The organism is Flavobacterium glycogeni, from assembly GCF_048286775.1.
Lineage (GTDB): Bacteria > Bacteroidota > Bacteroidia > Flavobacteriales > Flavobacteriaceae > Flavobacterium.
This window is the reverse complement of the sequence record NZ_JBLVPV010000024.1, coordinates 1-21,427: the sequence shown is the minus strand read 5'-3', so window position 1 is coordinate 21,427 and position 21,427 is coordinate 1. Positions and strand designations below refer to the sequence as shown.

Annotated in this window: 19 protein-coding genes; 9 read left to right on the top strand and 10 right to left on the bottom strand. The window is 34.6% G+C overall.

Translation table 11 applies throughout. The features are described 5' to 3' along the window. Nucleotides 1-174 precede the first annotated feature (174 nt). A complete protein-coding gene (locus ACNQGX_RS15385) occupies nt 175-714 on the top strand; it encodes a YceI family protein (protein WP_417977704.1) in 540 nt (179 codons plus the stop codon). 2 nt (nt 715-716) lie between these two features. Here ACNQGX_RS15385 and ACNQGX_RS15380 read toward each other — a convergent pair whose 3' ends face one another. The 4 genes from ACNQGX_RS15380 to ACNQGX_RS15365 all read right to left on the bottom strand — a co-directional run bounded on the left by ACNQGX_RS15380 (nt 717) and on the right by ACNQGX_RS15365 (nt 5,174). Next, nucleotides 717-1,634 (bottom strand): TIGR01777 family oxidoreductase, encoded by a 918-nt coding sequence (locus ACNQGX_RS15380; RefSeq protein WP_417977702.1) that lies wholly within the window; start codon nt 1,632-1,634, stop codon nt 717-719. Nucleotides 1,635-1,781: 147 nt separating this feature from the next. Then, nucleotides 1,782-3,089 (bottom strand): cryptochrome/photolyase family protein, encoded by a 1,308-nt coding sequence (locus ACNQGX_RS15375; RefSeq protein ID WP_417977700.1) that lies wholly within the window; start codon nt 3,087-3,089, stop codon nt 1,782-1,784. Nucleotides 3,090-3,231: 142 nt separating this feature from the next. Then, nucleotides 3,232-4,131, bottom strand: coding sequence for a MerR family transcriptional regulator (locus ACNQGX_RS15370; RefSeq protein ID WP_417977698.1), 900 nt, complete (start codon nt 4,129-4,131; stop codon nt 3,232-3,234). A 71-nt stretch (nt 4,132-4,202) separates the two neighbouring features. Further along, a complete protein-coding gene (locus ACNQGX_RS15365) occupies nt 4,203-5,174 on the bottom strand; it encodes an ion channel (RefSeq protein WP_417977696.1) in 972 nt (323 codons plus the stop codon). A 277-nt stretch (nt 5,175-5,451) separates the two neighbouring features. On the opposite strand from ACNQGX_RS15365, the gene ACNQGX_RS15360 reads away from it, so the two are divergent. Genes ACNQGX_RS15360 through ACNQGX_RS15350 form a run of 3 tightly spaced genes read left to right on the top strand, consistent with a single transcriptional unit; the run spans nt 5,452 to nt 7,249 of the window. Next, a complete protein-coding gene (locus tag ACNQGX_RS15360) occupies nt 5,452-6,087 on the top strand; it encodes a phosphoribosyltransferase (RefSeq protein ID WP_417977694.1) in 636 nt (211 codons plus the stop codon). A 41-nt stretch (nt 6,088-6,128) separates the two neighbouring features. Further along, nucleotides 6,129-6,773 (top strand): dienelactone hydrolase family protein, encoded by a 645-nt coding sequence (locus ACNQGX_RS15355; RefSeq protein WP_417977692.1) that lies wholly within the window; start codon nt 6,129-6,131, stop codon nt 6,771-6,773. 38 nt (nt 6,774-6,811) lie between these two features. Then, complete coding sequence (locus tag ACNQGX_RS15350) at nt 6,812-7,249, top strand: VOC family protein (protein WP_417977691.1); 438 nt, start codon at nt 6,812-6,814, stop codon at nt 7,247-7,249. Nucleotides 7,250-7,381: 132 nt separating this feature from the next. Here the strand turns inward: ACNQGX_RS15350 and ACNQGX_RS15345 are convergent, their stop codons facing one another. Together ACNQGX_RS15345 and ACNQGX_RS15340 are read right to left on the bottom strand one after the other, a co-directional pair. Next, nucleotides 7,382-10,426, bottom strand: coding sequence for a PAS domain-containing hybrid sensor histidine kinase/response regulator (locus tag ACNQGX_RS15345; protein ID WP_417977689.1), 3,045 nt, complete (start codon nt 10,424-10,426; stop codon nt 7,382-7,384). A 2-nt stretch (nt 10,427-10,428) separates the two neighbouring features. Further along, a complete protein-coding gene (locus ACNQGX_RS15340; RefSeq protein ID WP_417977687.1) occupies nt 10,429-11,571 on the bottom strand; it encodes an FIST signal transduction protein in 1,143 nt (380 codons plus the stop codon). 334 nt (nt 11,572-11,905) lie between these two features. On the opposite strand from ACNQGX_RS15340, the gene ACNQGX_RS15335 reads away from it, so the two are divergent. The 4 genes from ACNQGX_RS15335 to ACNQGX_RS15320 all read left to right on the top strand — a co-directional run bounded on the left by ACNQGX_RS15335 (nt 11,906) and on the right by ACNQGX_RS15320 (nt 14,914). Then, nucleotides 11,906-12,799: a dienelactone hydrolase family protein gene (locus tag ACNQGX_RS15335; protein ID WP_417977685.1), complete on the top strand. Its 894-nt coding sequence runs from the start codon at nt 11,906-11,908 to the stop codon at nt 12,797-12,799. 161 nt (nt 12,800-12,960) lie between these two features. After that, nucleotides 12,961-13,482 (top strand): DinB family protein, encoded by a 522-nt coding sequence (locus tag ACNQGX_RS15330; RefSeq protein ID WP_417977684.1) that lies wholly within the window; start codon nt 12,961-12,963, stop codon nt 13,480-13,482. A gap of 209 nt (nt 13,483-13,691) precedes the next feature. Beyond that, complete coding sequence (locus ACNQGX_RS15325) at nt 13,692-14,090, top strand: DinB family protein (protein ID WP_417977682.1); 399 nt, start codon at nt 13,692-13,694, stop codon at nt 14,088-14,090. Between the two features lie 215 nt (nt 14,091-14,305). Then, a complete protein-coding gene (locus ACNQGX_RS15320) occupies nt 14,306-14,914 on the top strand; it encodes a YkgJ family cysteine cluster protein (RefSeq protein ID WP_417977680.1) in 609 nt (202 codons plus the stop codon). A 66-nt stretch (nt 14,915-14,980) separates the two neighbouring features. On the opposite strand, the gene carB is transcribed toward ACNQGX_RS15320, so the two are convergent. Then, nucleotides 14,981-17,833, bottom strand: coding sequence for a carbamoyl-phosphate synthase large subunit (gene carB / locus ACNQGX_RS15315; RefSeq protein ID WP_417977678.1), 2,853 nt, complete (start codon nt 17,831-17,833; stop codon nt 14,981-14,983). 157 nt (nt 17,834-17,990) lie between these two features. Next, nucleotides 17,991-18,152 (bottom strand): 50S ribosomal protein L34, encoded by a 162-nt coding sequence (gene rpmH, locus ACNQGX_RS15310; RefSeq protein WP_007136275.1) that lies wholly within the window; start codon nt 18,150-18,152, stop codon nt 17,991-17,993. Nucleotides 18,153-18,316: 164 nt separating this feature from the next. On the opposite strand from rpmH, the gene ACNQGX_RS15305 reads away from it, so the two are divergent. Continuing rightward, a complete protein-coding gene (locus ACNQGX_RS15305) occupies nt 18,317-18,832 on the top strand; it encodes a DUF2892 domain-containing protein (RefSeq protein ID WP_417977676.1) in 516 nt (171 codons plus the stop codon). 378 nt (nt 18,833-19,210) lie between these two features. Here the strand turns inward: ACNQGX_RS15305 and ACNQGX_RS15300 are convergent, their stop codons facing one another. Next, entirely contained in the window at nt 19,211-20,104 is an 894-nt protein-coding gene (locus ACNQGX_RS15300; protein ID WP_417977674.1) for a lytic transglycosylase domain-containing protein, read from the bottom strand. Between the two features lie 27 nt (nt 20,105-20,131). Continuing rightward, complete coding sequence (locus tag ACNQGX_RS15295) at nt 20,132-20,815, bottom strand: alpha/beta hydrolase family protein (protein ID WP_417977672.1); 684 nt, start codon at nt 20,813-20,815, stop codon at nt 20,132-20,134. Nucleotides 20,816-21,427: the final 612 nt, after the last annotated feature.

Sequence of the window (21,427 nt, the reverse complement as noted above, 5' to 3'; positions counted from 1 at the left end):
ACTGTCTCATTCGTAAAAACTACTTTTCTACGAATATTACATTTAGAATTGCAATCTAATTTCTGATTAAAAAAACCTTGAAAAATTAACTGATTTAGTAATTTTTCAACGGCTCAATACTTTTATTTCTTCTATTTATTTCGTAACTTTAAGTAATTTAATTCATAAACCACTATGAAAAAAATTACTCTAATAGTATTACTCATTATTGCTTTTAGAACTATTGCTCAAGAAAAAATGGTGACATATGGAGGCATCATACATTTTGAAGCTTCAATTCCATTATTTGAAGAAGTGAAAGCAATGAATGAAAAAACAACCTGTATTTTGATAACTAAAACGGGACAGATTGCTTGTTGGATGAACATCAAAGATTTCAAATTTGAAAGAAATCTGATGGAAGAACATTTTAATGAAAACTACATGGAAAGCAAACGATATCCCAGAGCAGTTTTTAAAGGTAAAATCGATAAATTCGATTTAAAAAACATCAATTCTGTTGCTAAGGAATGTAAAATAAATGGAAAAATTACCATTCATGGCAGAACTAGAAAAATAAGTATTAGTGGCACCTTGAAAAAAGTGGATAAACGAATTGAAATTAACGCTGAATTTCCCTTAAACACCGATGATTTTATGATTGAAATTCCTTTTATTGTTCGCAGCAAAATATCTAAAAGTGTAAACACTCAACTCATTTGTGTTTTAGAATAAATCTATTTTGCTAAACAATCCCTTAATGCTGCTTCTAAATTTTTAAATTGAAATTGAAAACCTGTTTGTTCAATCTTATCAGATGACACCCTTCTTCCCGTCAGGACAATTATTGCCATTTCGCCCATTGCAAATTTTAATACAAAAGCAGGAACATTGGGCAACCAAATAGAATATCCAAAAATACGTGCCAATGTTTTAGAAAAAATAGTATTGGTGGTATTGTCATTCATTGCTGCGTTATAAGGTCCTTCCATATTTGAATCGGCAATTGCCTGAAAATAGATATTACATAAATCATCAACATGAATCCATGGCATGTATTGCTTGCCGGAACCCAATGCAGAACCCAATCTAAACTTGAATAAAGGAACCAGTCGCTTCAAAAAGCCACCATTATTCCCTAATACTAATCCAGTACGGATTTTTACGGTGCGAATGTTTAAGTTTTCAATAAAATCCAAAGCGCCTTCCCATCTCTGACAGGTATATCCCAAGAAATCATTTGCAGGAGGTGTGTTTTCTGAACAAATCTCTTCGCCATTTACGGCACCATAGATACCTACAGCCGAAGCTGAAATAAAAGCTTCCAGTTTTTTATTGTTCTTTTTTAAAACGGAATACAACAACTGAGTAGATTTTTCCCGACTGTCTATAATAGCTGCTTTTCGTTTGGCTGTCCATCTTTTCTCTGCAATATTTTCACCTGCTAAGTGAATTATATAATCAGCTTTTAAAACCGCTTCTTCCTCGATAGTCTGATTTATAACATCCCATTTGTAATAGAAAATGTCGCCTTTGTTTTGTTTTTCACTTCTACTCAAGATGGAAACTGAGTACCCTTTCGCTATCAACAAGCCTGTTAAATGGCTACCGATAAATCCTGAACCTCCGCTGATTAATACATTTTTTTTTATCATAATGTAAAGCTAATGATTTATAGCTGTCTAAAAAATACATTAAATTTTGTTTAACATTCTAACTATATAGTTAGATAGAATTTGTCATTCCGAGAAGGACAAAAATGTGGCAACCCATTATAATAATAATAATAATAGAAATACTAATCAATAATAGTTTTGCTTCAGAATTCCGGCTTTGTACGTGGCAATCGCTCTGTCTCTGGCAAAAGCATGATCCACCATTGGTTTTCCATATCCTAAATCAAATTCCGGAATCCATTTACGGATGTAGATTCCTTTCTCGTCGAATTTTTTTTGTTGAATCTCCGGATTGAAAACTCTGAAATAAGGCGCTGCATCACAACCGGTTCCTGCTGCCCATTGCCAGTTTCCTACATTCGCAGACAATTCGTAATCCAATAATTTTTGGGCAAAATAGGCTTCTCCCCATTGCCATTGAATCAATAAATGCTTGCATAGAAAACTCGCTACCACCATACGCACACGGTTGTGCATGTATCCGGTTTCATTGAGTTGTCGCATTCCAGCATCCACCATAGGATAACCCGTAGTTCCCGAACACCATCGCTTGAAATCTTCTTCGTTATTGCGCCATTGAATTCCATCATACGCTGATTTGAAGTTTTGGGTAACGACTTTTGGAAAACTGAATAAAATTTGCATAAAAAATTCTCTCCAAATCAGTTCACTCAAGAAAATATCGTTTTTGTGAAATGCCCAATTGACTAATTTCCGAATGCTTACTGTTCCAAAACGCAAATGTGGCGAAAGATAGGAGGTTTTGTCCAAGGCTGGAAAATCTCTTATATCTTGATAATTTGCAATGAATTTTAAGTTGTGCGGCTTTACTTTTATTGAATTTTCTTCGAAACCGATTTGTTTCAAAGATGGAAAAACAAAGTCACTTTTATAAAAATTAGAAAATGTATCGAAAGTATCATATTCTTGAACCGGAGCCATTGATTTGTATTTTTCCAACCATTTATTTTTATAAGGTGTATAAACGGTGTACGGCAATCCATCGGCCTTTGTGATTTCTTTTTCTTCAAAAATGACTTGGTCTTTAAAAGAATGCGGAGTTATTTTATTTGATTCCAATACTTCACAAATAACCAAATCTCGTTTTATCGCATACGGTTCGTAATCTTTGTTGAAAAAGACTTCTTTTACGTCAAATTCTTGAATCAGCGATTGCCAAACGTCAATAGTTTTTCCTTTTTTTACCAAAAGGGAACTTCCTATTTTTTGTAATTGGGCATTTATTTTCGAAAGTGATTCGTGGATGAATCCTACTCTGGAATCGTTTTTTGGTAAACTATCCAAAATGGAATCATCAAAAATAAACAACGGAATCACTGGATATTTAGATTTCAAGGCATGGAATAATCCAACGTTATCTTCTAAACGTAAATCGCGTCTGAACCAAAAAAAGGATACTTCTTGCTTGTCCATTACTTAGTATTAAACAGTTGGTCTACTTTTACACTTTTAGCCAAATAGCATGAAGCAGCCATAGCTGAAAATCCAGAACCTATAATTGCAATTGTTTTTTTTCATTTGTTTAGCAAATATACAAAAAGTTTAAACAAAATAATTAAATCCCATCCACTAATTCAGAAATGGAATTGAAAATTGAAATTTTGTCTGAAAGTCCTTCTTTATTTATAAACTCCACCAAACGCCCAGTATACCATAACTCCGTATTTTCATCCAATAACTCCTCCGCCATTTTTTGGATATATCCATCTAGCATATCTCTTTCAGGCTGCACCGTGAGATAGGAAACAAAAATAATAGAATCGAAATGCCTTTTTATATCTTTCAAATTACTGATAGGCATACTTTCCCCCAAGTAGATGGTTTTGTAGCCCAGCAATAGAATTTCATAATTCAAATACATCAAACCCAATTCATGAATTTCATTCATAGGAAGTGAAAGCACAAAAACTTTATCCTTTTTAGTTTGCTTTAAAACTTGGAGTTTTTCGGTATTTATTAGTAATTTTTGTTTGATTAAATAGCTGATAAAATGCTCGTGAGCCGGTGTTATCGTATCAGATTGCCATAACAGTCCCAACTCGTTCATCAAAGGAATAAAGACTTGAAGAAATATTTCCTTGAATGATTTTTCTGCAATAAGCCAATTGTATGTATTAAAAAACAACTCTTGGTCAAAATTCATCATCGCCATCTTAAACTCGCTAATAGCATGACTTTTAGCCGTTTTATTCGAAATTATTTCTCGTACAAGGGATGGGATTTTATCTTGCGGATAGGTAGCTATTTTTGAAATTTTATAGCCGTAATCATGAAGTAAAGTAATGTTTAATAGTTTTTGCAAACTAGCCAAATCATACAATCGTATATTAGTATCTGTACGCATCGGTTGAAGAATATTGTATCTTTTCTCCCAGATTCGTATAGTATGCGCTTTGATTCCTGAAAGATTTTCAAGATCTTTTATACTAAATACACTTTTTATATTGTTTACCATTTGTCTAAATCTAATAAACAAATGTAAAATAAATTTTATTGGAAATTTGAAATAATTGGAAAACTATTGTATTATTCTAAAGTGACATTGGTAAAGGCATTTAATTTGTCTAAATCAAGGATTGTTTTAGAATTATCAGTACTTCGAGTATACATAGGTTCAAATTTTGCTCCATAAATAACTTCTTCAAAAGTATACGAAGTACGAATGGCAACGGTATTACTAAACATATCATCAAAGGTTTTTATAAAAACAAGGATTTCACCATGAACACTATCAAAATCTTCTTTGGTTAAGTTATACAGCGGACTGTTTTCTGTTATGGGATGTACCAAAGTCCAGCTTAAGGTTAATGCATTTATTCTTTCCAATTCTAATGCTAAAGAATAAAATTTATTAGTCTTTGCACCATTCTCTTCCACACTCATTCCGAGAGTCATTTTGGCTTCAGCATCAGTAAAATTAGTATTTTTAAAAGGTGTAATTCTAATCATTAAACCCTTTGTTTCTCCATAAGGAGCGATCAGGGCATTGTGTGAAAACTTCAAAAAAGCGGTGGGCTTACTGAAACGCCCAAAGAATAAACCGGTAGCAATTGCAAAACTCAACAGTCCAATTAATGCTTCGGCCGCGGCAACTGAACTCGTCAAAAATCCAGAAGGACTGATGTGCCCATAACCTACCGTTGTAAAAGTTTGGGCACTAAAAAAATAAGCCTGACCAAACTGAACCCAATGAGACCCTGAGGAATCAATTCCATTTAAATGTTCGATTCCAATCCCATAATATATAATGGCAAAGACAAAATTCATACCCACGTAAAAGCCTAAAAGAATAAACATAAATTTCCATCTTGGCATATCAATCATCGTGTGATACCAACTAATGCGATGCAAAAGATGCATACCTCGCTTCTCTACATTAGCAGTTCCATTTTTATTCACAAAACGCCCACCATAATTATTGGCGTTTGTTCCAAAACCAGTATTCGTGTCAGTCTTTGCTTTTGAATTTATATTTTTCATTCCAGTTATTCTATCCATTTGTTGTGAAGTAAAAATAGCAAAAAACCCTTTATAAAAAAGAAGTCATTTAACCTTTCAAATAAGTCATTCCTTAGTTCAACCTCTTTTTTACAACGCTACTCTTTCACGTGTAAAAACATTTTTTTTAATTGGTCAGTAATACTCTTTTTCAAGAACTATTTTTTTGTCCTAATTTGTAATTTTAGTGCTGAAATATTTTTAAAAAATAACCGCAATCATTTGAAAATCAATATATTTATGTGTAATTTTATTCTTTTACATAAAACTTCCAATTATGTATAACGAGATCTTAAAAGATAGAATTGAGGCCGGTTTATTGCTTTCAGAGAAATTAAAAAAGTACCAGAATAGCAATACCATAATACTTGCCGTTCCCAGAGGTGGCGTGCCTGTGGGATATGTAATTGCTAAAAACTTACATCTTCCTTTAGATATTGTGCTCTCAAAAAAAATAGGACATCCTAATAATAAAGAATTTGCGATTGGTGCCGTCTCCTCAGATTCCATGATTCTTGATGAGCATCCTAATGTTCCCCAAAAGTACATTGATAATGAGATTATCCGACTTCGAAAATTAATGAAGGAGAAATATGAGCTCTACGTGGGCAACAGAAAACCGATGGATGTAGAAGGAAAAAATATAATTTTAGTAGATGATGGCATCGCAACTGGAAATACTTTGCTTGCCAGTATCGCAATGTTACGAAAAAAAAAACCTGCAAAAATAATCGTCGCCACACCTGTAATACCTTATGACACCGTGCCTGTATTTAAAAAAAATTCTGATGAGTTTGTCTATTTGATGGCTCCCGAATATTTTAGTGGAGTAAGCGGATTTTACGAAGAATTCAATCAAGTGGAAGATAAGGAAGTGATACAATTGTTGCGTCTTCCCATTAGCACTGAATAATATGATTTTATGATGCGGTTTTATTTTTAAAATTTGAAATGATGGAAAAATTAGATTTAGATATCCCTTTATCATCTGTAACATTGAAAGGAGATTTGATAATTCCTGAAAATGCAAGAGGAATAGTCATTTTTTCTCACGGAAGTGGCAGCAGCAGATTCAGTTCCCGAAACAGAATGGTAGCCGAGTTGATCCAAAAACAAAAGATAGGCACATTTCTTTTTGACTTACTCACCGAGGAAGAAGATGAAATTTATGAGAATCGATTCAATATTGATTTACTGAGTGACCGATTGATAGAAACGACGCAATGGCTGATGGTCTATAAGAACACTAAAGATTTGCCCATGGGCTATTTTGGGGCAAGCACCGGAGCGGCATCGGCATTACGGGCGGCAGCTTATTTTAAGAAAAAAATAAAAGCAGTGGTTTCCCGTGGCGGACGTCCGGATTTAGCCATTACCGAATTGCCACAAGTAACCGCTCCCACTCTACTGATTGTAGGCGGTCTTGATGTTGCAGTTATCGGGATGAATAAAATGGCCTACGGTCAATTAGAATCCGTAAAAGAAATAAAAATAATCCCAGGAGCAACACACCTTTTTGAAGAACCCGGAAAATTACTGGAAGTAGCTGATTTAGCACTTGTTTGGTACAAAAGGCATTTGGCAAACAAAGAAGAATAATAACACAAAAAAAGTTTAACAATTAAATACAATCAATCATGGCAACAGTAAACACGTATATTACCTATAATGGGAATTGCGAAGAAGCATTCAATTTTTACAAATCAGTATTTGGTGGTGAATTTTCTTATTTTGGAAAATTTAAGGACATGCCTCCGATGGACGGCAAAACCTGTCCTCCCGGAGAAGCAGAAAAAATAATGCATGTATCCTTACCCATTAGTAAAGAAACGGCTATAATGGGAAGCGACAGCTTTGAATCCTTTGGAACTAAAACCGTTTACGGGAATAACTTTTCACTTTCGATTAGTCCAGAAAGTAAAGAAGAAGCCGATAAATTATTCAATGCGCTTTCCGCTGGCGGAAAAGTGGGAATGCCTATGGAAGATGCGTTTTGGGGTGACTATTTTGGAACTTTTACCGATAAATTTGGCGTGAACTGGATGGTAAACTTCGAGAAAAGTCAAGCAAAATGAAACACACATGAAGAAAGTCAAACACGTCCCGAAGCGTCGGGATGTGTTTAAATATCAAGCCCAATATTTGCGCCTACAATGTAGGATTTCCAGAGACTTTTTCTTAATACTTAATACTCTTATATTACTATCTCATCTACAAAGTTCATTTTCCTGTATCTGAGCAACAGCTTTTTTCAGTACAATATTTATTGATTCAAAAAGGGCTAACATTTGCTCTTTATCTTGCGTTTCCCTAACCATTTTTTCAAGAGCTTTTACATCATCAATAATGGAAATTATTCCGAAAATTTCTATACTGGGCTTTATTTCATGTATCAATTGCCCCACTTCCATAAAATTATCGTTAGTGATTTTTTGTTTTATTTTTTCAAGCATAACTGCAGTTTGCTCTACAAAAATTAGCATCATTGAATCTATAAATTTTACATCTCCTTTACTTAAATTATACACTGAATTTAGATTGTATAGTTTATTCGTAATGGCAATCTCTTTCGCATTCACTGACAATGAAGCCGTATTATTCCTGACATGTTTAGCAATAGTTTCAATCATTACTTTCTCATCAAAAGGCTTAGCTATATAGTCATCCATCCCTGCTTCATTGCATTTTTCAATTTCAGGTTTAAAAACATTTGCAGTCAGAGCAATAATTGGCGTAGCAAGTTTAAATTCATTTCTTATAATTTTTGTAGCCTCAATACCATCCATTTCCGGCATTTGGATATCCATGAGAATAACATCAAAATCTTGTCTTCTCAAAATTTCGAGCGCTTCAAGTCCGTTTTCTGCTTCGGTTACTTTACAATTGAAATATTGCAAAGAATTTTGGGCTACCATCCTATTTAGATCATTGTCCTCTACCAAAAGGATTGATATATTGTCTATTCGTATTGACTCTTTATCAACATGTATCTTATTTATATTTTTTTCATTGCCTTTATTAAAACTGAGATTAATTCGAATTGTTGTTCCTTTATTTTTTTCACTTTCAACATCAACTCTTCCTTTCATTAATTGAACAAACTCTTTAGCTATAGCCATACCTAAACCCGTACCCCCATATCTTCTGGTTATTGCTTTGTCTTCTTGAGAAAACTTATTAAAGATAGTATCAACAAACTTTTTATCCATTCCTATTCCTGTATCCGAAATAGAAATACTTACTTCTTGGGAAATATCGGTATCGCTTATGAGTTCACAATTAACAGCTACTTCTCCTTTTTGCGTAAACTTTAAGGCGTTACCAACAAGATTGAACAATATTTGTTCCAATCGTAAGGCATCCCCATTTAACACTTGGTGAATGGCTTTTGAAATATTCGCAGTAAGATTTAATCCTTTTTGTTCTGCTTTAGACTGAAGCACGCTGATTACGTTAGTTATAGCATTTTCAAAAACAAAATCTTCATAATCAAGCGACATCTCGCCTGCTTCAATTTTTGAAATATCTAAAATATTATTAATAATGGCTAATAAATGCTTCGAAGCAATAGAACTGTTTTCAATATATTTCTTTTGAAGTTCCGGAAGTTCCTGTTTTTCTAATTCTCTTAAAAATCCAATAATTGCATTAAGCGGTGTTCTTATTTCATGGCTCATATTAGCCAAAAAAACTTCTTTAGCTTTCGAAGCTTCCTGAGCTTTTATTTTCTCTTTTTCAAGGTCGATTTCCAGCTGTTTTTGTTCGGTTACATCCAAATGAATCCCAATGGAGCCAATTAATTTCCCTTTGTCATCATATTCCGGCGCCCCGCCTATTGCCCACCATCTTGATTCCCCACTTTTGTTTTTCACACATATTTGATAAATATCTGAAACTCCATTTTCTCTCATTTCCTTTTTGGATTTCATCATTTCCAAATTCTCTTCCGAAACAAAAAGTTCTGTTGTGCTTTCCCCCAGTAGCTCATCCATTTCAAAACCGGAAATGGATAAAAAACTCTGGTTGGCAAATTGAATAATATCATTATTATCTACCTCAACTAAACCAAGATTCATATTGGCAATAATATTTCGGTATTTTTCTTCTTGATATTTTAGATTTTCTTCTGCTTTTTTCCTTTCTGAGATATCCTGAATAAAGGAACAGAAAAATGTTTCGCCATTCTGTTTTATAGGAATTATGGAAATTTCTATGGGAAATTCATTTCCGTTTCTGTTCAAGCCTGTAATTTCAAAATGTCTGTTTAAAACAGGTCCGTCGCCCGTTTTCATATAATGTTTCATTCCCCTGTTATGGGCTTCAGCATATTGATGAGGAATAATTATTTCTGACAAGACCTTCCCTAAAACCTCATCTTTTTCCCAACCAAAAATAGTTTCGGCCGGGCCGTTCCAAAAAGTAATAATCCCATTGCTGTCTATCGTTATAATAGCATTTAGCGAAGCATCCATGATCAGTCTGCTCCGTTTCTCACTTTGTTCCAAAAGATTTCGAGTTTGTATCCTTTGAGTAACATCTACATACCTCCAAAGATGACCTTCAGATTCATTACCTATAGAAATTGGGATATAGTCTCTTTCTAAAAAACGGCCGTCAATCGTCTCCAGAAGTTCATGGGTTACAATCTCTCTTCTAGCCAAAATGGCATTGATTCTGGAACTAAAAGCCTCAGGTTCCTTAAACAAATTTTTGTATTGTTCTTCTGAGTTGGTGCAATCCACTCCAATCATAGTTTCGGGAAGCATTGGAATTGAAAATACATCGCAAAACGATTGATTGGTGAACAACAGTTTTCGGTTTTCATCTTCCATTAAAATCCCTGCCGGAAGATTGGCTAATAATGTTTTTAATAATTCAACCGTTCGTGAGAGCCGATTTTCAGTTTCTTTTCTTTTTCTAATTTGTTCGCTTATATATTTAGAAATAAAGAGCGGATTGTTCTTTTCTTCTTCATTAAAAGTATCATAATTTTCTTCATCTTCCTGAAGGCTTTCATATAGATTTTTAATGCTGTGTGTCTTTAATTCATCCACGCTTTTTAAATCTTGATTAACTTCGCGGTATTCTTTTTCGCTTTCTTGAAAAGCGTGATTCATCAAATTTCTATCTCTTTCAAAAGTCAGATAAGAGTCATTAATAGCCTTAAAAAAAGATTCAAACTCATTATTTTCAGCAAATTCAAGAGTCAAATGTTTTTTTATTTGTTTCTGCAAAAGTTTATGAAAACCCATAATTAGTCTATTTCGTTTATACAAGTGATGGTCATTGTCTGGTTATGAAGTTCACAATTTGCCAATGGTCTTAATGGCGAAATTTCTCCATAAGAATAAAAGCCGGTAAGTGTGGTATGGTCTCCAAAAATAGCTGCCACTGCCTCGACTTCTTCTTCAATTCTATTTCCAAGAAGTGTTTTTCTGCCAACACAACTGATCAGTATCGCTAATTTAGGCATGTCTTTGGACATTTCTAAACAAGAAATTGCAGCCTCTGTTGAAGCATCAATTAATTGGTCAAAATTTGCCTTCGCAAACCGGACTTTACTTCCTTCCGGAATGTCACCAGCAAAAGTCATCGTTTGATTTTCAGCATCAATGGAGAGAATAGCCCTAACAACAGGATCCTGGTCTTCTTCTAATTTAATTGATAACGGAAAATGCAGCGCTGACTCTGGCAGTTCATCCGCATATTCCCCTAAATAATTTTTATATATGCCAAGTGCACTTTTATTATCTATTTCAAATAAAACATTTGCCTTCGCTTTGGTGACAGTCCTTTCTATACCAAAAGTTTCCCAACCTCCTGATGAACCATGAGACAAAACTAATTTATCCCCATAAAAACCTATCGCAATAATATTTCCTGATTCGGGTCTTTGATTTAACCCTACAACTGTTTTTTCAAATTTTGTTCCATCGCCAGCTAAGCCACCTGTTATTAAAACCTCATTATTCTTTAAGAAATTCATTCCTTTTACCAGTTCGCTCCCGTTTACTTTTCCACCATCAGAAAGCACAAAAAGGAGTTTTAAATTTTCTTGCACGAGATTTTGAACAAGTGCTTTACCCGCTTCAAAGCTGGAAGAATAATCATCGATACGAACTTGTGTAGTTTCTAAAGAAGTTGATTTGAATTGAAGAGCAACCAATGAGATTGTGTTGTCTAAAACTTCATTTTCAAAAATTTCTCCGGCAGAGGAACATAATGCAATTTGGGCATTTGGAAATTTAATTCTAATTTCATTAAAGGAATTGTCTTGAGACAGTAACTCCCTTGATCCGAAACCAATTATTAATTGGGCTTCATTGAAATTCATATTCTCATTATTTCTTTCTTTGAAAAAAATATTGTTTTTGTACAATAATGACGCTATTTTCATACCTATTATTATGTTAGAAAGACTGAGTTAATACCATTTAGAAGAATAATACCTCTATATTTTCCAATATGCCAATTATTTATTAATGCGATTTTAAAGATTTTTAAAAAAATAGCCCTAAAAATGGGACTCTCAAGAGTATTCATTGCGCTCTAATCCGAAGCTTAATCCTTTACTAAAATAGTAAAAAAAGAAATCAATCTCGCTATTTTAAAAAAAAGGAAGAAAAAACTTAAAAGTGAATTTATAATTGCCTATTCCTTAAATCGGGATTTTTGGAGTTTGATAAAACAATCGCTTTTTTTCCTAAATTAGTTGAATCAAAATAAATGCTATGAAAAAACTAACCAAAGAAGATATCAGTCAGGAAGTATTTGACTTATACGATGATTATGCCCATAACAAAATTGAAAGAAGACAATTCGTTGAGAAACTATCCTTGTTTGCGGTAGGAACGCTTACGCTTCCGTCACTTCTTAGCTTTATGACACCCAATTATATCGATTCTATCTTGATAAAACCCGGAGATCCTAGGTTGAAATCAGAATTCATCACCTACGATTCTCCCAAAGGCGGAGGAAAAATTAAGGGACTTTTATCCCAACCCACGGCAACCAAAAAGAAATTACCGGGAATCATTGTTGTACATGAAAACCGCGGACTGAATCCTTATATTGAAGATGTAGGACGAAGAGCCGCCGTGGAAGGATTTATTACTTTGGCACCGGATGCCTTATCACCACTGGGCGGTTATCCCGGAAATGATGATGCGGGAAGAGAATTACAAAAAAAACGCACCCGTGAAGAAATGCTCGAAGACTTTATCGCAGCCTACCAATACCTAAAATCACACAAAGATTGTAATGGTCGTATTGGTGTGGTAGGATTTTGTTTTGGCGGTTGGATTGCCAATATGATGGCGGTCAAAATCCCAACTTTATGCGCAGCTGTTCCGTATTACGGCGGGCAACCCACTGCAGAAGAAGCCGAAAAAATAAAGACGCCCATTATGGCACACTATGCTGGTTTAGACATTCGCGTAAATGAAGGCTGGCCCGCTTTTGATGCCATACTTAAAAAGAACAAAGTAGAACATGTCGCTTATTTCTATGAAGGTGTGAATCATGGCTTTCATAATAATACCACGCCCAGATATGATGAAAAAGCCGCCTCTTTATCGTGGACCCGAACCATTGATTTTTTCAAGGAGAAACTAAAGAAGAAATAATTTCAACCCATTGGCTGTAATTAGTTTTTAATTATAATTTTCGTCAGTTCGAGTGATCCGCCGCTGCGGATCACTCGAACTGACGTTTTGAATATATACAGGAGTTAGCGGTCATGCTTGCGAAGCTCTTAAATTACTTGAACAATCAAATAATAATTTATATGATAACAGAAACATCTACCAAAGACGAATTATTTACGGCAATTAATCAAACCTTATCGGAAATGGTAGGTTTGACATCTCTTCTTGATGAAAATAAGATTAACTCCATTCCTTATAAAGATAGCTGGACAGCAGGGCAGCTCATACGACATGTTACAAAATCAACTAACGAAATGGCAAAGGCTATGAGTATGGAGTCAAAACCTGCCAAGAGAGATCCAGGCGAAAAAATACTCCACCTAAAGAAAGTATTCCTTGACTTCTCAAATAAAATAAAATCGCCTGACTTTATTGTACCAGAAGATGGCCCATATAAAAAGCAGACTTCTATTGATGAGATAAATAAATCTTTTGAACAGTTTAAAGACAGTACAAACAATGCCAACCTAAATGATATACTAGAAGGCCTTCCACTTGGAGAAATAACCAAGTTAGAGGCACTTCATTTTGTTTTATATCATACACAGAGACATTTGCAACAGATGAAAAAGATTTACGATACTTTAAAAATGCAAGAATAAACAACTTCAAAAAAGCACGAACCGCCAACAAGCATTTGGCAAGATTGGGGTTTAAGGCATAATTTCAAGTTTGTCTTGTACTTGCAAAGTTTAGTAATAAACTGAAAATTGAGGCTTCCCAAATCCCCAACCTTGCCAAGCGCTGGGGACGTTGTACGTCATTTAAAGAAATGCGGATATTTGAATAACTTAAACATTCTATCTAAAAAATGAGAATAATTGCCAAAGCAAAAAAAGATGACTACCCTGAATATGCTGAAATGTATATGAAATTATTACCTGACGACGGTTTGATTTTAAATCATCTTAAGGACAACTTTTTAATGGTAAAAAAATTAATATATTCTTTACCAGAAGAAAAACTATTTCATCGTTATGAGAAAGGAAAATGGAGTATAAAAGAAATATTAATTCATATAATTGATGACGAACGTATTTTTGCATACAGAGCTCTAAGGTTTGCAAGAAATGAAAAATTAAATTTAATTGGATTTGACCAAGACACTTATGCTATTTATTCAGAAGCAGACAAAAGAAATTTGGACAATATTTTTGAAGAATATGAGGCAGTAAGAAATTCTACAATTCCCACTGGCGCTCGTTTGTAACGAGTGCCAATTTTAATTTAGAGCACCATCATAGCGTTTGCAACGCGGTTACTTCAACTTTTGTTGCTTCTGGTCATAAACAATAAAATCAAACCTCCATAACAATTCAACCTCACACGCTCCAAGACGTACATTAGTTTCAAAAGTATAATCCGCAAGTAAAACGGCATTATCCCTGTAACGGTTTTTAATAGCCTACCTTACAAAAAAAATTAATGTCTATAGAACACAAGGTTCGATTGGTTGAAGAATTATTTGACCGTCTTGAAAATGAAATTACTGAGTTCCAATCAGAAACTCATTTGCATTGTCGCACTGGTTGTGGCAAGTGTTGTTCCACTCCTGACATCAATACTTCGCCTTTGGAGTTTTTACCGTGGGCATTGTATTTATTTTTAAACGGTAAAGCTGAGGAAATGTTAGTCGAGCTAAACAACAAATCCGATAGCAATTGCCATTTATACCGACCGCTTACTGTTCTTGACAGAAATATTGGAAGTTGCAGTAATTATCGCTATCGCGGATTAATTTGCAGGCTTTTTGGATATGCTGCCAGTAGAGACAAATATGGCAACCTGCGATTAGCCACTTGCAAAATAATCAAAGAAGGACAACAAGAAAACTACAATACGGCCGAAGAAGCCATTAGTAAAGGACTCTACGTACCTGTTTTTACCGATTATCACATGCAACTCTCGCAAATTGACAACAGACTGGCCACAACTTTACTTCCCATAAACGAAGCCTTAAAAACTGCCATCGAAGAAGTCTTGCATTATTATGCGTACAGGCCGTTTCCGGGCGGCCTCGAAAATATTGCCTAAAACACAAAACAAATAGAAATGCAAAAAGCCCCAAACGGGGCTTTTTACTATAATAAATTCAAGTTTTTATTTACTCAAATACATTTTTCTTCTAGAGTACAATTCGTAAAATTGGTCGTCTTTCAAGTCATCAATAAACAAGATGCTTTCTCCTGTTGATTTCATTTCTGGTCCTAATGCTTTGTTTACATTATGGAATTTGCTGAAAGAGAAAACTGGTTGCTTGATGGCGTATCCTTTCAACTGTGGGTTAAAAATAAAGTCGGTTACTTTATTGTGACCTAACATAACTTTCGTCGCATAGTTCACATAAGGTTCTCCGTATGCTTTTGCAATAAATGGCACCGTACGAGACGCTCTAGGATTTGCTTCAATGATATACACGATATCATCTTTGATCGCAAACTGAATGTTGATTAAACCAACGGTTCTCAAAGCCAACGCAATATTCTTGGTATGATCTTTTATTTGCTGCATTACAAACTCCCCTAAGTTAAACGGCGGCAAAGTAGCGTTACTGTCTCCAGAGTGCACTCCGCAAGGTTCGATGTGCTCCATAATTCCTATGATGTACACATTCTCCCCATCGCAAATCGCATCAGCTTCTGCTTCTATCGCACCATCCAAATAATGGTCTAAAAGCAATTTATTCCCCGGAATCGTTTTCAATAAGTTGATTACGTGTTCCTCTAATTCTTGTTTGTTGATTACAATTTTCATTCCCTGACCACCCAACACATAAGAAGGACGAATCAATAATGGGAAGTCCAAAACATCCGCTAAAGCAGAAGCTTCGTCAGCAGTTTCAGCAATTCCAAATTGTGGGAAAGGAATTTTTAAATCGGTTAAAAGTTCTGAGAAACGCCCTCTGTCTTCGGCTAAATCCAAAGCGTCAAAGCTCGTTCCTATAATTTTAATTCCGTATTTAGATAATTTCTCCGCTAATTTAAGAGCCGTTTGACCACCTAATTGTACAATTACACCTTCTGGTTTCTCATGTTGGATAATATCGTAAATATGTTCCCAGAAAACCGGTTCGAAATACAATTTATCGGCTGTATCAAAATCAGTCGAAACTGTTTCTGGATTACAGTTGATCATGATGGTTTCATAACCACATTCTTTGGCGGCAAGCACCCCGTGAACACAGGAATAATCAAATTCGATTCCTTGTCCAATTCTATTTGGGCCTGACCCAAGAACAATTATTTTCTTTTTATCCGTTACAATACTTTCGTTGTCAACGTAACGTGTTCCGTCCGCTTTTTCTATTTCGGCTTCAAAAGTCGAGTAATAATAAGGCGTTTTTGCTTTAAACTCTGCCGCACAAGTATCTACTAATTTAAACACACGATTGATGTTCATGGCAGTTCGCAACGTATGCACTTGACTTTCCAAGCAACCTACCATGTGCGCGATTTGTCTGTCGGCAAAACCTTTTTGTTTTGCTTCCAACAACAATTCTCTTGGCAAAGATTCTACTTTATAGTTTGAAATTTCTTTTTCTAAAGTATAAAGTTCTTCATATTGTTTCAAGAACCACATATCGATTTTGGTAATTTCATGAATGCGGCTCAATGGAATTCCCATCGCGATAGCATCATAAATCACAAAAACACGATCCCAACTCGCAAAAGTCAGTTTCTCGATAATTTGTTCGTAATTAGTGTACCCTTTTCCGTCAGCACCTAACCCATTTCTTTTGATTTCCAATGATTGGGTCGCTTTGTGCAATGCTTCTTGGAACGAACGCCCAATTCCCATCACTTCTCCCACCGATTTCATTTGAAGTCCCAACGTTCTGTCAGCACCTTCAAATTTATCAAAGTTCCAACGTGGTATTTTCACAATCACATAATCCAAAGTCGGTTCGAACAAAGCCGAAGTCGATTTGGTAATTTGATTTTGCAACTCATCTAAGTTGTAACCCAAAGCCAGTTTGGAAGCAATTTTTGCAATAGGATAACCCGTTGCTTTTGATGCCAAAGCAGAAGAACGAGATACACGAGGATTGATTTCAATCGCCACAATATCTTCTTTATCGTCAGGCGAAACGGCAAACTGCACGTTACAACCTCCGGCAAAGTTTCCGATGCTTCTCATCATCAAAATAGCATAATCACGCATTTTTTGGAAAGTCGTGTCAGACAAAGTCATTGCTGGTGCAACAGTGATGGAATCTCCGGTATGAATTCCCATTGGATCCATATTTTCGATAGAACAAATAATTACAACATTATCGTTTTTATCTCTCAAAAGTTCCAATTCGTATTCTTTCCAACCCATTAAAGCTTTATCAATTAAAACTTCGTGAATTGGTGATGCTTCTAAACCTCTGGTTAAAAGTTCATCAAAATCTTCTTTTTTATAGACAATAGCGGCTCCAGTTCCTCCAAGTGTAAACGAAGGACGAATTACTAATGGAAAACCAAATTCCTGAGCAATTTCTTTTCCTCTAAGATAAGACGTACATATTTCAGCAGGAGCAGATGGAACACCTATTTTCTTAAGAAGGTTTTTGAACTGCTCTCTGTCTTCGGTAATATTAATGGCGTTTACATCAACCCCGATTAATTTTACTCCGAAATCTTGCCAAATTCCTTTTTCATCTGCTTCCAGACACAAGTTCAAAGCGGTTTGTCCACCCATGGTAGGTAAAACAGCATCAATTTGCGGATGCGCTTTAAGGATTTCGATAATTGATTTCGTCGTTAATGGCTTCAAATAAACATGATCGGCCATGGTTGGGTCGGTCATAATTGTTGCCGGATTGGAGTTTATCAAAATAACTTCAATTCCTTCTTCACGAATAGAACGGGCAGATTGTGATCCTGCATAATCAAATTCGCACGCTTGACCAATAACAATAGGACCTGAACCTATTATTAAAACTGATTTTATGGATGTATCTTTTGGCATTGTATGGTATTATTGTGTTGTGTAGTTGTTCTTTTTAAAAGATTAAAGTTACTGAACTCAAACCCTTTAACTGTAAATCTTAAACTTTTTTTAACGAATAGGTATAAAAAAAGGCGATACTAAAAAAAGTAACGCCTTATTTATGTTTATAGAAACATTATTTTTTGTGTCTTGGTTCGCAAGAAACAGTCAATTTATGTCTTCCTTTAGCTCTTCTACGCGCAAGAACTTTTCTTCCATTAGCAGAAGCCATTCTGTCCATAAATCCGTGCTTATTTCTTCTTTTTCTTTTCGATGGTTGAAACGTTCTTTTGCTCATTGCTTTGTATCTTTAAAATCTTATTTATATGTCTTCCTGTTTTTGAATAACTGTTATTCTAAAACCGAGTGCAAATATACAAAGACTTTTTTTTCTCACAAGCAGTTTTGTAAAAATATTTTCAATTCATTTTACTATATTTGTGATCTTAAAATAATCACACTATGTTTCACAGAAATATTAAACTTATTATCGCCGGACTAATTATCATTACTGGCATTTGGCAATTCACAGAAAGCAATATCGGTAATGGAATCTTCCTTATATTATTGAGTGCAATTCCTATTTTTCTTTACTTTAAAAACGAATTCATCTTATTAGCCTTCTTAAAACTCCGAAAACAAGATTTTGAAGGCGCCAAAAAATGGTTGGCTTACATCAAAAACCCGGAAACGGCTTTGATACAAAAACAACAGGGATATTTTAATTACTTACACGGAATCATGCTTTCGCAAACGAATATCAATCAAGCGGAGAAATATTTCAAAAAAGCGATTGAGTTAGGATTATCAATGGATATGGATTTGGCTGTAGCCAAATTAAACTTAGCAGGAGTTGCCATGACACGCAGAAGAAAATTAGAGGCTACTACGCTATTGAATGAAGCTAAAAAATTAGACAAACAGAATATGTTGAAAGATCAGATTGTCATGATGAAAGAACAAATGAAGAAAATATAATTTTTATAATTATCGAAAAAGGGTCAAATGATACACATTTGACCCTTTTTTATTTGGTTCATACCCTAAACTTTTTAGAAGAACAAAACTACTCCCCATTTTTTTATTAACCATATAAGAAATATAAGTTCATTTAAGCATTTGCTGATTTTAGTTTTTACGTGGGTTATATTTTCTTATATGACTGTCCGTTACTAATACCAATGTAATTAATTTTGTCATTTCGACGAAGGAGAAATCTCATTAGTTGCTCTCGTTATGTGATTTCTCCTTTGTCGAAATGACAAAACAGCTAAATTTTATTCATAAGATGTAGATGGGTACAAGTAACGGACAGTCATATTTCCTTAAATGCCTTATCTTGTTCAAAAAAATCAGTTAATATCCTTTTAACGGAATTTCGATTTGATATTTTTTACCGGTATCATTTATTAATTTAGTTTCTCTGAGCCAAGGATTGTGAATTTTCAAAATTTTATAATTAATTCCTTGCCCTTTTGCAAAATCCGCCAAATCTGTAATAGAACTGTCAATTTCTATTTTTCGAGTTGGCAAAACTCCATATAAATCTTCGGGAGCAATTGTAAAACCATATTTTACGGGATTCTTCATAATCTCTTTCAAGGCTAAAATTCTGAAAACATAGCGAGACGTTTCTTCGGTAAGCAACAAATCATAATAATTTGACACTTTTTGAATATCAATTTGTTTATTCACACCCGTCATTCCTCCGTTATAAGAAGCTGCCGCCAAGGTCCAGCTTCCAAATTTTCCTTTGGCACTTAAAAAATAACTGCAGGCCGCCTGAGTTGATTTTTCTAAATCATATCGCTGATCCACATTTTCATTGACTTCCATTCCGCGCTCTTTGGCCGTATCCGGCATAAATTGCCAAACTCCTCTTGCTCCTGCTGGCGAAACCACATTCACCAATCCACTTTCTATAACTGCCAGATATTTAAAATCATCCGGAATACCGTTCTTTTTTAAAACAGGCTCAATTACGGGAAATGCACGATTCGCTCTTTTTATAGCCAAAATAGTGGACGCATGCAGATTTACATTTACCAGCAACTCTCTATCCAAACGCTCTTTAACATCCGATATTTTCAAAGGCGTTTCTTCGCCTGCGAAATCTAATTTTACAGGAAAATCAACACTATTTTCTTTTTTCAACTCTTTTTCTTCTGTTGGATTTTTAGCGGCAAAAATAAATACACCGCTCGCAAAAATCACGGTAAGCATTAAGGCAATTTTATTAATCAATTTCATCTTTTCTTTTTTATGCCTTTCATATAGTTATAAAAGTGCGTTTACTTCTTTTTCTGTTCCCAATATAATGGAAGGTAAATTTTCATTCAACCATTTGTACTTGTTCAAAATCATAATGTGCGTCCCTCCTTTTACAACGATACAATTCTTGATATATTTCATAGGAAAAACATCATCCATATCTCCGTGAATGTGAATTACATTCTCGTCAACAACGGTTCTGTTCCATAAAATCACCTGCTCCACCGCCCAATTCAAATAACGTATATCTCGAACCGAGAGAAATTTTTCGTAAAGCTTGAGTCTTTGATTTACTTTTTCTCCAAAGGAAAACTTGGCAAGGCTTTCAATATTTGCAATCAGTTTCATGGGAATTAGCTTATAGGCTTTGGTAGTTTTTGCAATTTTCATTCTTCTGGGAAATTCCAAATTACTTCTCACACTCGAAATGATAATGACTTTCCTGGCTTCAATATATTTAGCCATTTCCTGCACCAAAATACCTCCAAACGAAACTCCGATTAAAACGGGATTCGGATGTTTAATTTTAACTGTAATTCTCTTCACATAATCCGCTAAAGACTCTTTATCAAGAGGAATTTCCCATTCCAAAAGATGAATTTCAAAAGCATCTTCCGGAAGCGCAATTCGTTCAAAAATTGCAGTACTGGCCGCTAATCCCGGCATTAGATAAACAGGTATTTTACTCATAACTACTTTACAACAATATTCCAATTCATTATCTCGAATTTTATATAAAAATACTTTTTTTATTGGAACTCATTCGAGTTTCTTCTTTATATTATCAATACTTTATGACTGCTATAGCATTAAAATTGAATTCAAGAAGCCTATCAAATTTTGGATGAGCCAATCATTTTATTCGAAAATTATTGCAATTAGACCCCTTTAAAATTTGATATAGTACACATTTTAAACAATGCTACTTTTACAGAAAAAAGAAGAAGCAAAAACATCGTGACCATGGGTATTCACTGACAAAGAAAACGCAATAACCAGATACAGCCCAGGTCAAACGCATTAAAATAAATTGAGATTTAAACCACATAGAAACATAGTGTTTATTCCTGTAAAAATAAATTTTGATGGTGATAAGAGTTCACAATAGAAAAAAAAGTATTGGCTTTTTTTCTATGTCACCTAAATTTCGACTGTTTGGAACCCATTTAAATCAAAAATTAAATTAATTCTATGTTTCTCCTATGTTTGCGAAGTTATCGACTTTAATTATAAAAGTCAATAAATTTGAATAATGAAGTGAAAAGGAATGAGAGAACATATGTCGCTAAATAGTTCAAAGAA